The organism is Dermacoccus sp. CCH2-D9 (genome assembly GCF_001556795.1).
Lineage (GTDB): Bacteria > Actinomycetota > Actinomycetes > Actinomycetales > Dermatophilaceae > Dermacoccus > Dermacoccus nishinomiyaensis.
Genome location: NZ_LSJT01000004.1, coordinates 56,445 through 67,976 on the forward strand (window position 1 = coordinate 56,445; position 11,532 = coordinate 67,976).

The 11,532-nt window shown below is 69.7% G+C and carries 10 protein-coding genes; 3 read left to right on the forward strand and 7 right to left on the reverse strand.

Annotation, left to right across the window (positions count from 1 at the left end; translation table 11 throughout):
- Positions 1-75 precede the first annotated feature (75 nt).
- Positions 76-477: an uncharacterized HhH-GPD family protein gene (locus AX669_RS00440; RefSeq protein WP_006946872.1), complete on the forward strand. Its 402-nt coding sequence runs from the start codon at positions 76-78 to the stop codon at positions 475-477.
- A 60-nt stretch (positions 478-537) separates the two neighbouring features.
- On the opposite strand, the gene AX669_RS00445 is transcribed toward AX669_RS00440, so the two are convergent.
- From AX669_RS00445 to AX669_RS00460, 4 genes are all read right to left on the reverse strand, one after another.
- Positions 538-936, reverse strand: a complete 399-nt coding sequence (locus AX669_RS00445) for a hypothetical protein (protein WP_231729351.1) — start codon at positions 934-936, stop codon at positions 538-540.
- 177 nt (positions 937-1,113) lie between these two features.
- On the reverse strand, positions 1,114-1,740 hold the full coding sequence (locus tag AX669_RS00450) for a hypothetical protein (protein ID WP_136788323.1): 627 nt from the start codon (positions 1,738-1,740) through the stop codon (positions 1,114-1,116).
- A gap of 212 nt (positions 1,741-1,952) precedes the next feature.
- Positions 1,953-3,233 (reverse strand): MFS transporter, encoded by a 1,281-nt coding sequence (locus AX669_RS00455; RefSeq protein ID WP_062255902.1) that lies wholly within the window; start codon positions 3,231-3,233, stop codon positions 1,953-1,955.
- Complete coding sequence (locus AX669_RS00460) at positions 3,230-5,401, reverse strand: type IIA DNA topoisomerase subunit B (RefSeq protein WP_231729352.1); 2,172 nt, start codon at positions 5,399-5,401, stop codon at positions 3,230-3,232. Before AX669_RS00460 ends, AX669_RS00455 begins: the two co-directional genes overlap by 4 nt.
- Before the next feature lie 282 nt (positions 5,402-5,683).
- Here AX669_RS00460 and AX669_RS00465 point away from each other — a divergent pair, with 282 nt between their 5' ends.
- Both AX669_RS00465 and AX669_RS00470 read left to right on the forward strand, forming a co-directional pair.
- Positions 5,684-5,881, forward strand: a complete 198-nt coding sequence (locus tag AX669_RS00465; protein WP_006946873.1) for a hypothetical protein — start codon at positions 5,684-5,686, stop codon at positions 5,879-5,881.
- A 211-nt stretch (positions 5,882-6,092) separates the two neighbouring features.
- Complete coding sequence (locus AX669_RS00470) at positions 6,093-6,593, forward strand: DUF456 domain-containing protein (RefSeq protein WP_231729353.1); 501 nt, start codon at positions 6,093-6,095, stop codon at positions 6,591-6,593.
- A gap of 69 nt (positions 6,594-6,662) precedes the next feature.
- Here the strand turns inward: AX669_RS00470 and AX669_RS00475 are convergent, their stop codons facing one another.
- The 3 genes from AX669_RS00475 to AX669_RS00485 all read right to left on the reverse strand — a co-directional run.
- Entirely contained in the window at positions 6,663-7,130 is a 468-nt protein-coding gene (locus tag AX669_RS00475; protein WP_062255905.1) for a DUF3040 domain-containing protein, read from the reverse strand.
- Positions 7,131-7,292: 162 nt separating this feature from the next.
- Positions 7,293-8,441 carry a DNA polymerase IV gene (gene dinB, locus AX669_RS00480; RefSeq protein ID WP_062255907.1) on the reverse strand — a complete coding sequence of 383 codons (1,149 nt, stop codon included), beginning with the start codon at positions 8,439-8,441 and terminating at the stop codon, positions 7,293-7,295.
- Positions 8,438-11,532 (reverse strand): OB-fold nucleic acid binding domain-containing protein (locus AX669_RS00485; RefSeq protein WP_062255922.1); only part of this gene is annotated, 3,095 nt, incomplete at its 5' end. The genes dinB and AX669_RS00485, both read right to left, overlap by 4 nt.

An 11,532-nucleotide genomic window follows, 5' to 3' on the forward strand; every position in this document is an offset into this window, starting at 1 on the left:
GTGATCTGGCGTGATCCTCTCACGAGGTGGTGACATCGACATGTTCCTTGGGCCGCGCCGCCCTACGATGCCTGCATGCCCCGATTGCACATCGCCCAGAACGACCGTGCCGACGCCGTCATCTCGGAGCGTCTGTTCGGGCTGCTCGTCGGAATGCTGCTCGAGCAGCAGATCGCGATGGAGGTGGCGTTCTCCGGCCCCGCCAAGATCTACGACCGGTTCGGCACGCTCGATCCGACGAAGATCGCCGCGATCGAACCGGGTGAGTTCGTCGAGAAGTGCACGACGCCTCCCGCCCTTCACCGTCACGGCCGCTCGATGGCAGAGCGCGTGCAGAAGCTCGCCGCCGTGCGCGACGACTACGACGGCGGCACCCACCCCATATGGGCGACGGACGACGCCGCCGACTCGCTGCAGAAGGTTCGCGAGACGAAACGTGAGATGAAGGCGGCGAAGAAGGCCGCAGCCCGATCGTGACGGCGGCGTCAGCGGCACCTCGCCGACGTTGGGCGAGGGACGCCGCGCTGCCAGGGGGGCTCAGGTGCGCAACCACGCCACGAGACCCGCGCAGCCGCACGCCCACAGGACGCTGACGAACGTGCCGATGATGAACCGTTCGGCGACGGCCGACTTCTCGCCGCTGCGCAGCTCCGGATAACGCCCGAGCCCCTTGACGGCGAGAACGATCGCGATCGCCTCCGGCCACGACGCGACGAGCCCCGCGAAGATCGCCAACCGCTCAAGCGCACCGATCCACGCGCCGCCGCGCAGGATCGTGGCGGCCTGTTCGACCCCGTCCGAGGACTCCGGCAGGCTCTCCCCCACCTCGGACGACCGACGATCGACGCTGCGGAACACGAGCGTCGTCATGACACCACCACCCGCGAGCGCCAGTGACCCGAACAGCGTGACGACGAGAACACCCCTGACATCCATGGCCCGACGGTAGACGCCGCCACCGACAGTGGTGAAGACACAGGCCGGGACGACCCGTTCCGTCAGGCGCAACGCCGAGCCGGGTGAGGGCCGGGCTGGTGATCCGAGCGCGCCCACAGCCGTCATGCCGCGGGCGCACACGCTCAGACCATGTCGCCTCTCGAGCGGCGCCGCCCCTCAGCAGGGCTGAGCGCGCGCAGCGTCCATGAGGCGCGTGGCGAGGCGCATGCCGGCGTCGCTCTCCTCGACGGCTGCGGCCCGCGCGCGTTGGCTGACGGCCGAGGGGGTGATGTCGAGTGCGGCGGCGACCTCGCGCCCCGTCAGCCCCTGCCCCAAGAGTTCGGCGACAGCCCACCCCGCAGGTGTGCGGCGATGCCAGAGCAGGTGCAGCAGCGCCAACGCCGCGTCGAGGTCGGCCCCCGCCTCGGGCGCCGAAGGAGCCCGAACGGCCACGCGCGCCGGCACGAGCCGGGACGCCTCGACCGCCTCACGCGCCGCGATGAACGCCTCACCCGAGGCGGCACGCACATCGTCGGGTACGGGCGTCACGACCGCGCCGATGCCGACCCCCACCCGCCAGCACCCGAGGCGCGCCAGCTGTTCGAGCGCCTCGACCGTATCGCTCGAACGCGTGAACAGGGCCTGGATCTCATCCCCCGCCGTCCGCGCGAAGCCGCGCGCAGACCCCCCGCTCGACGGGAGGGCGCGCAGCGCTCGCAGGGCGGAGGGCACGGCGTCGTCGCCAGAGCGGCTGTCGACCTGATCCGCCGTCAGCACCACGAGAGAGGATCGGAGTGAAGGCATAAACCTAAACTAGCGGAAGTTAAGGGGAAAAACTTCATTCGTAGAATCGTCCAGATCGACCATCCGCCGACGCTCAGCCTGACCACAGGGCGCCAGAACGACGGGGACGGCCCCACTCCCCCGGCCAGCCGTCATCGCGGACACCCCTGCCCGAGACCGACGAAGCCAGATGACGGTTGCCGCACCCCGCTCGGCCCGGCGCGCCCCACGAGTCAGGCAGCGAGTCGATACCGCCGGAAGGACGGGACGAGCAGGCCCACGAGCACGACACCGATGACGACGCACACGCCGCCGAGCCACGCCGTCGTCGCCGCTCCGATCGCGGTCGCGCCGGCGCCGTGGATGACGTCCGCGATGCGTGGGCCGCCGGCGACGACGACGAGGAACACGCCCTGCAGCCGCCCGCGCACCTCGTCGCTCGCGGCCGTCTGAAGCATCGACGTGCGGAAGGCCGCGGAAACCATGTCGGCCGCACCTCCGATGACGAGGGCGATGAACGCGAGCCAGAACACGACGTCGACGCGCCCGTTCGCGAGCGCTACCGCCGCACCGAACCCGATGATGGCGAGGCCCCACACGAGCACCGCGGCCAGCACGGCGACGCCGTGTCGTCGCACGCGCGACACCCACCCGGAGAACACGCCGCCGAGCACGGCGCCGACAGGGATCGCCGCGAACAGCCACGCGAACGCGAAACCACCCCCGAGCGGACCGCCGAACGACTCGTGCGCGATCTGGGGAAACTCCGAGCGCGGCATGCCGAACACCATCGCGATGAGGTCGACGACGAAGCTCGCGAGCAGGACGGGGTGACGCGTCAGGTAGCGCAACCCGTCGAGAACCGACGAAAAACCGGCCTTGATGACCTCACCGATCGGCGGCAGCGCGGGCATGCGGAACACGGCCCACAGCGTCGAGAGCAGGCAGATCGTGTCGATCGCGTACATCCACGAGAACCCGAGCACGGGGATGAGCGCGCCGGCGAGCAGCGGGCCGGCAATGCCACCGGCCATCGCGACCGTCATGAGCAGCGAGTTCGCGGCGGGCAGCAACTCGGGTTCGAGCAGGCGCGGCAGCGACGACTGCAACGCCGGTTGATGCAGCGCGAACAACGCCTGCTGTGCTGCGAACAGGCACAGCAGCACCCAGACGTTGACGCCGCCCGCTGCCGCCTGCGCCCAGAACAGCGCACTCGCGACGACCAAGCCGCCCGAGGTGAACAGCAGGATCCGTCGACGATCGTGCGCGTCGGCGAGCGATCCGCCGTACAGGCCGAACACGATGAGCGGCACGAGGCCGAACAACCCCGTCAGCCCGACGTAACTCGAATCGCGCGTCTGCGCGTAGATCTGCGCGGGCACGGACACGATCGTCAGCTGGGCGCCGATGACGGTGACGATGTCGGCGATCCACAACCGCCGGAAGGCGGGGTTGCGCAACGGCCGCGTGTCGGCGAGAACCGAGCGAAACCGTTGCAGCCGAGTCGAACTCATGCGTCGATGCGCTCGGTATCGAGATCGCTGGCGCTGGAGATGATGAAATCCTTGCGCGGCGCGACCTCGCTGCCCATGAGCAGGTCGAACACCTGCTCGGCCATCTCGGCGTCCTTGAGCGTGACACGACGCAGCGTGCGGTGGCGCGGGTCCATCGTCGTCTCCGCGAGCTGGTCGGCGTCCATCTCACCGAGGCCCTTGTAGCGCTGCGGCTGCTTGAACGTGCGGCCCTTCTTCTCCCACGCCGCGACGGTGGCTCGCATCTCGTCCTCGGAATAGGTGTAGATGACCTCACCCTTCGCGCGGCCCTGCGCGCTCACCTCGAGACGGTGCAGCGGCGGCATCGCGGCGTACACGCGCCCCGCCGCGACGAGCGGACGCATGTAGCGGAAGAACAACGTCAGCAGCAGCGTGCGGATGTGGGCGCCGTCGACGTCGGCGTCCGTCATGAGGATGATCTTGCCGTAGCGCACCATGTCGAGGTCGAAACTGCGCCCCGAACCCCCTCCGACGACCTGGATGATCGAGGCGCACTCCGCGTTCTTCAGCATGTCGCCGACGGACGCCTTCTGCACGTTGAGGATCTTGCCGCGGATCGGCAGCAGCGCCTGGTACTCCGAGTTGCGCGCCGCCATGCCCGTACCGAGCGCCGAGTCGCCCTCGACGATGAACAGCTCGCTGCGCTCACCGTCGGTCGAGCGGCAGTCCTTCAGCTTGCCCGGCAGGCTCGAGGACTCGAGCGCCGTCTTGCGACGCTGCGTCTCCTTGTGGGCGCGCGCGCTGATGCGCGACTTCATCTCGGCGACGACCTTCTCCAGCAGTAGCGCGGCCTGCGCCTTGTCGTCACGCTTCGTCGACGTCAGGTGCGCGCTCAGCTCTTTCTCGACGACCTTGCTGACGATGGCGCGCACGGCCGCGGTGCCGAGCACCTCCTTCGTCTGGCCCTCGAACTGCGGCTCCGCGAGGCGAACGGTGACGACGGCTGTCAGACCGGCGAGGACGTCGTCCTTCTCGACCTTGTCATTGCCGACCTTGAGCTTGCGCGCGTTGACCTCGAGCTGCTTCTTGAACACCTTCATGAGCGCCTGCTCGAAACCGGTGTTGTGCGTGCCGCCCTTCGGCGTCGCGATGATGTTGACGAAGCTGCGCACCTTCGTCTCGTACCCGGTGCCCCAGCGCAGCGCGATGTCGACGCCGCACTCGCGCGTCACGTCCTGGCTCGTCATGTGGCCGCTCGATTCGTCGAGCACCGGCACCGTCTCGGTGAACGACCCGCTGCCCTGCAGGCGCCAGATGCCGGTGACGGCGGCGTCGGGCGCGAGGTACTCGCAGAACTCGCTGATGCCGCCGTCGTGGAGGAAGGTCTCCTCGTGCGGGCCGTTCTCCCCCGGCGTACCGGCGAGACCCCGCTCGTCACGAATGATGATGGTGAGGCCCGGCACGAGGAAACTCGTCTGACGAGCGCGCGCGATGAGCTGGTCGTAGTCGAACTGCGCGGTCTTGAGGAAGATCGTCGTGTCGGCCCAGTAGCGCACGCGCGAACCGGTGACGCCGCGCCTGGCCTTGCCGACAACCTCGAGCTGGCTGCCGGACTCGAACGGCGTGAACGGGTTCGTCGGGCTCTTCGCGAGCGGATCGGAGGAGTCGCCGTCGGCGAACGTGCCGGGCTCGCCGCGGCGGAAACTCATGCCGTACGTCTTGCTCGCACGGTCGACCTCGACGTCGAGACGCGAACTGAGCGCGTTGACGACGGACGCACCGACGCCGTGCAGACCACCGGAGGCCGTGTACGACCCGCCACCGAACTTGCCGCCCGCGTGCAGTTTCGTGAAGACGACCTCGACGCCCGACAGACCCGTGCGCGGCTCGACGTCGACGGGAATGCCGCGGCCGTTGTCGCGCACCTCGACGGAGCCGTCGGGCAGGAGGATGACCTCGATGCGGTCGCAGTACCCGCCGAGCGCCTCGTCGACGGCGTTGTCGATGATCTCCCAGAGGCAGTGCATGAGGCCGCGACCGTCGGTCGAGCCGATGTACATGCCGGGACGCTTGCGGACGGCCTCGAGCCCCTCGAGCACCTGGAGGTGGCGGGCGGTGTAGTTCTCTTGGTTCTCGCTGGACGACACCTGGGGAATCTCCTTGACCTTCGTCACGCGCACACTCGACATGTGCCTCGACACGCTATCGGACGAACCCCGTCGTTCCGCGTCGCCACGCGCAAGCCGCCCCTCGTGGGCGCTCCGGCATGTGGTGTGCATGGTGGTGTGCGGCCGCGGGTGCACGTGGGTCGAGGCAATCGCTCGGGCACGCGAGGACGCCCGCAGATCGGAACCGGCTTCGCGGGAATGCCTCCACGTGGAAGACTGTTGTTCATTGTCGAGAGCCACATTCGTGTGGGTTCACGAATACGCGTGAGACGGCCCCCGCGCCGTCCGACGAGGAGGATGGATATGACCGCAACGATGGAACAGACGATGACCGCCGCCGACCGCTGCGACCGCTGTGGCGCCCAGGCGTTCATCAAGGCCGTCATGTCCGAAGGTCTCGAACTGCGCTTCTGCGGCCACCACGGCCGTGAGCACCTCGACAAGCTGCGGGAGGTCGCCGTCGAGGTCATCGACGAAACCCCCCGCCTCAGCGAGGTCTGAGCATCTCGCCCCTTCGGCACAGCGAACCGTTCGGCCCCGCGCCCTCGATCATCGAGGCGCGGGGCCGAACGCATGCCGGGGGCACTGTCGGACGCACCCGGGCATGAGGCCTCGCGCGATGGGTGTCGTGCGATCGGTGCCGTGCGACTGCCGCCGCGCGACGGCGGTGATCTCGGGCGCAGCGATGCGCTGATGGGCCATGATGAACACCATGGTGGTCTCCACAGAAACCTTGACGACGCTCGGTGCGGCCCTGCTCGTCGCGGTCGGCATCGCCGGCCTCATCGTGCCCGTCCTACCGGGCCTCGCGTGCGTCGTGCTCGGCGTGCTCGTCTGGGCCATCGGCCAGTCGAGCACGGCGGCATGGGTGGTGTTCGCTGTCGCGTGCATCCTCGCGGTCGCAGGCTATGTCGTGCAGGTTCTCGTGCCGGGGCGTCAGCTCTCGCGGGGTGGGGTCGCGCGGCGCAGCAACATCGTCGGGCTCGTGTGCGCGGTGGTCGGCTTCTTCGTCGTCCCCGTGATCGGGCTGCTGCTGGGCTTCGTCATCGGCGTGTTCTTGGCGGAGAGCGCACGACTGCGTGATCGCGCGCAGGCGTGGACAGCGACCCGCGTCGCCATCCGGGCAGCGCTGACGTCGGTGGGCATCGAACTGGCCGCAGCCGTGACGATCGCCGTCGGCTGGGCCATCGCTGCGTTCGCGCTGGCACGGTGAGCGGGGCACGCCGAGCGTCATCGCTGCAGACGAGCAGCGAACACTCACGTCAGCGACGCCGCTGCCGGTTCACCATCCCTGGTTCTCGTAGCGGCGACGCTCCCAGCGCTGCTCCATCCGCTGCATGAAGTCGCCCTGCGGACGAGGAGCCGAGGAGCGCGGCCGAGCGGTGCGCCCCGGACGAGCCATGCGCGGCATCCGCGACGCGGGGTGCGCGCCGGTCTGGGCCGTGATGCCCTCGAACGAGTTCGGGTCGACGACGTGCAGGGCGGGCCGTGACGGCGTCTGCACGGACAGCAGGGCACCCGCGGCGATGACCAGCATGCCGACGAGACCCAACCACATGTGCGAGGAGTACGTGCCGACGGCGGTGAGGCCGAGGCCTGCGAGGCAGACCGCGCCGGCGAAGAGGGCGCGCCTGCGTCGACGGCGGCGCTCCGGGTCGGCCTGCATCGTCGAGGCGAACTTGGGATCCTCGGCGGAAAGCTGCGCCTCGAGCTGCTCCAACGTGCGCAACTCATGCTCGGACAACGGCATGGTGGCCCTCCATCCCTTCGTCACCCCACATGATGCACACCTCGTGCGGCGGGTGACACATAACGTCAGTTGTAGCACTTCAGCGCGGTGCACGACGGGGAAAGTGCATCACACCCTGACCTTTCACGCCAGAGCCTGCCACCATGGGCCGCCCGTGCCCGCTCATCCGACGAGGCTCGCCGGGCGCACGATGCCTGCCCCGAAGCGCGCGCTCGCCCGATCGATCGCCCGATCCGCCTCCCGCCATCCGTTCTCACGCTCCCCGAGCCGGATCTGCCGCGACGTCTGGCGCACGTCCTTCAACCCCTGCACCCGCACCCCGACGAGCCGCACCCGCGCGCGTTGCAGGGCGAGCGCGTCGAACAATTGCGCTGCGACGTCGTAGATCTCGCGGCTGACGTCGGTGTGCTCGGGCAGCGTGCGCGAGCGCGTGATCGTCGTGAAGTCCGAGAACCTCACCTTGAGCACGACCGTCCGACCCGCGACCTGCGCCGCCCGCATCCGCGCCGCCACCCGATCGCTCAGCTTGAGCAGCTCGCGCTTGATCTCGACGGCGTCGTCGAGGTCGGCGGGGAACGTCTCGTCCGAACCGATGCTGCGCTCGGGTTCGTGCGGGACAACGCGGCGCTCGTCATGCCCCCAGGCGAGGCGGTGCAGGGTGACGCCCGCGCTCTGCCCGAGGGCGCGCACGAGCGTGCGTTCGGGCAGGTGTGCGACATCGCCGACGGTGCGCAGCCCGAGGCGATGCAGTTTCTCCTTCGTCGTCTCACCCACGCCCCACAGCGCCTCGACGGGCAGCGGGTGGAGGAAGTCGAGGGTCTCGTGGCGCTCGACGAGGAGCAGCCCGTCAGGTTTCGCGCGCGTCGAGGCCAGCTTGGCGACGAACTTGACCGGCGCGATGCCGACCGAGCACGTGATCATCTGCTCGTCCGCGACGGCGTCACGCAGTTGGTGCCCGAGCGCAACCGCCTGACGCGGTGTCGGTGCCACCCCGCTCACGTCGAGGAACGCCTCGTCGAGTGAGATGGGTTCGACGAGCGGCGTCACCTGAGCGAACAGGTGCATGACGGCTCCCGAGATGCGCGAGTACAGCTCGGCGTCGGGTGGCAGCACCACCGCCTGCGGGCACAGCCTGCGCGCGCGCCCCATGGGCATGCCGGAGTTCACCCCGGACCGTCGCGCCTCGTACGTGGCGGACAGCACCACCCCGCGACCCGCACCCCCGACGATGACGGGGGTGCCCACGAGTTCGGGGCGCTCGATGAGCGACGCCGAGGCGTAGAAGGCGTCCATGTCGACGTGCAGGATCATCGTTTCCATCCTCCTGAGCTTCCCGGGCTCGCGTGCCACAGGTGTGACGGAGCCTCACCCTCGCCGGGCAGTTCGGCGCGCGAGGCACGAAGCGCCTCCCCCGCCGGTTTGATGTCGGTGTACGGCGACTGCGCGAACCCCGACGCGTGCACGAGCTGACGCCGCCCGCGCGCGGCCCCGACCGAGCGCTCCGCCCCGCGCCGCTCGCTCTCCTCGACGAGACGGTGGACCCCGGCCTCGCCGTCGTGCTCCCACGCCTTCCACGCCTGCGCCAGATCCCACGCTCCCGTCGCGCGGATCGAGACCCCACGCGGGCCGGTGCGGCGCACGACGCCCCGCACGAGGAGCATCCACGCGTGGAAGACCGTGTCGGCGTAGGGGCCCTGGACGTCCTCGAAGAACGTCGCGTCGGCCGGGCCCGTACCGTCGTCGACGGTGAGGAAGATGACGCGTCGCCCCGAACGCACCGGCGGTGTCTGCGTGGCGACCTTGATGCCGGCGCACCACACTGTCTCGCCGCCGTGCAGCGACGCGAGGTCACAGGCCCGGCTGACGCCCAGCGCCCGCACGAGAGGCGCGTAGAACTGCATGACGTGCCCGCTGACGTCCAACCCGAGGATGTCGAGCTCGGCCCGCACCTTCTCGGCCGGGGTGAACTCGGGCAGGCCACTGCTCACCGCCTCACCGTCGTCGAGCATGTCGAAGGCCAGCTGCGAGCCCTGCGTCTCGTACCGCTCGTGCGGCCGTCGCCCCTGCGCCTGACGACGCGCCGCCTCGACGCTGTCGAAAGCCATCACCGTTCCTGCGGCCCCGTCCGCGTTCACAGACGCGCCCACGCCCGGGGCCGAACTGATCATGCGACGGCGAGCGCCACGCGTCAGACGCGCCGAGGCGTGCCGATCCAACCGTTCGAGGTCGTCGAGCTCGAGCAGCAGATCTCGCCGCGTCGGTGCGCCGCATACGCCGGGTCGTCCGGTGCCGTGCAGTGCGTCGAAGGCGCCGACGAGCAGCAACCGCTCGACGACGGGCCGGCTCAGACCCGCCCGGCGCCACACGTCCGTCAGGCTCGTGTAGGGCTGGCCCTCCACGAGTGACGTCATCTCGCGCTCGCTCATACCCTTGACGTCGAGGAAACCGATGCGCAAACCGAGATGGTCGTCATCGCTGCCCTCGCCCGGCACGCGCTCGACGCGGTACTCGCGGCGCGAGGCGTTGATGTCGACGCCCAGCACGGGCACGCCGAACGTCCGCACGTCGGCGAGGATGAGTCGCTTGGGGTACATCCCCGGGTCGTGGGTGAGAACGCCTGCGACGAACGCGGCGAGGTGATGGGTCTTCAACCACGCCGACTGGTAGGTGGGGACGGCGAACGCGGCGGCGTGAGCCTTGCAGAAACCGAACGAGGCGAACGCGGCGAGCACCTCCCAGATGCGGTCGCGTTCCGCGCTCGTGTAGCCGCGGTGCTGCGCGGCCTCGCGCCACCACAGTTCGATCTTCTCCTGCCCGGTGCTCGAGCCCATCGCCCGTCGCACCTCGTCGGCCTGCGCCAGCGTGATGCCGGTCGTCTGCGCGAAGATGCGCAGCACCTGTTCGTGGAAGACGACGACACCCATCGTCTCCTCCAGTGCCGGGCGCAGACTCTCGTGCAGGTACTCGGGCGGCGCCCACCCCTGCCGCGCGCGCAGGAACGGGGTGATCATGTCGCTCTTGACCGGCCCGGGGCGGAACAGCGAGATGTCGATGATGAGGTCTTCGAAACGCTGCGGCCCGAACTTGCCGATGAGTTCCCGCTGCCCGGGCGACTCGATCTGGAAGCACCCCAGGGTGCGCGTCGTGCGGATGAGCTCGAAGGTGGCCTCGTCGTCGAACGGCACGCACTCGGGGTCGTCGAGGTCGACGACGGCACCCTCGACGCGTTCGATCTCGGCGACGGCGTGGGCCATGGCCGACTGCATGCGGATGCCGAGCACGTCGAGCTTGAGCAGCCCCAGCGTCTCGACGTCGTCCTTGTCGAACTGACTCATCGGGAAACCGAGCCAGCTCGCCTCCATCGGCGTGCGCTGCGCCAGCCCGGCGTTCGACAGGATCACCCCGCACGGATGCAGCGCGATGTGCCGCGGCAGCCCGTCGAGGCGCTCAACGAGGTCGAACAGCCGGTCGAGCTCCGGTTCGGCGAGCCCGCGCGCCCGCAGCTCGGGCAACTCCTCGATCGCATGCCGCACGTCACGGGCCGCGACGTGCGGGAAGGCCTTCGCGATGACGTCGACGTCGGCCGGCACCATCCCGAGCGCGGCACCGGCGTCACGGATGGCGTGGCGCACCCGGTAGGTCTCCATCATCGACACGCACGTCACCCGCTCCCCGCCGAAGCGCTCCATGATGCGTTCGTAGATCTCGGTGCGGCGCGCCGACTCGACGTCGATGTCGATGTCGGGCAGTGACGCGCGGGCCCTCGTGCAGAACCGCTCCATGAGCAGTCGGTGCTCGATGGGGTCGACCCCGCTGATGCCGAGCAGGTAGGTGATGAGGCTGCCCGCGCCCGACCCGCGGGCCGCGACGCGCCCGCCCATGTCGCGGATGAGGTCGCAGACCTGCGCGACGGTGAGGAAATACGTCGGGTACCCGAGGTGACGCACCACGTCGAGCTCCTCCTCGAGCCGCTCCAGAACCTCGCGCCGTTTTGCCTCCGACGCGTGCGGGTAGCGTCCGTTCACCGCGGCGTGACAGCGCTCGGTGAGCACCCGCTGCGGGTCGGTGCCCGTCAGGCCCAGCACCTCGACCTCGGGCAGGTGCACCGCCCCGATGCCGATGTCTCGGAACGGGTGCTGGACGCACGCCTGCGCCAGCCGGTCGCTCGCCCCGACGAGCTCGAGCGCGGCGCCGAGATCACCCAGCCCTTCGGCGAGCGCCTCGGCCTGCGTCAGCATCTGCGCCTCAGGGCGCAGATGGCCCTGAACGCTCGTGCGATCCAGGTGACGCAGGTCGAGCGCCACCCCACGGCGTGCCGCGTCGAGGACGTCGGCAGTAATCGCCTCGTCGACCTCACCATGACGCACCCAGCCGCTCAGCACGGCGGGCACGCCGCACCGAC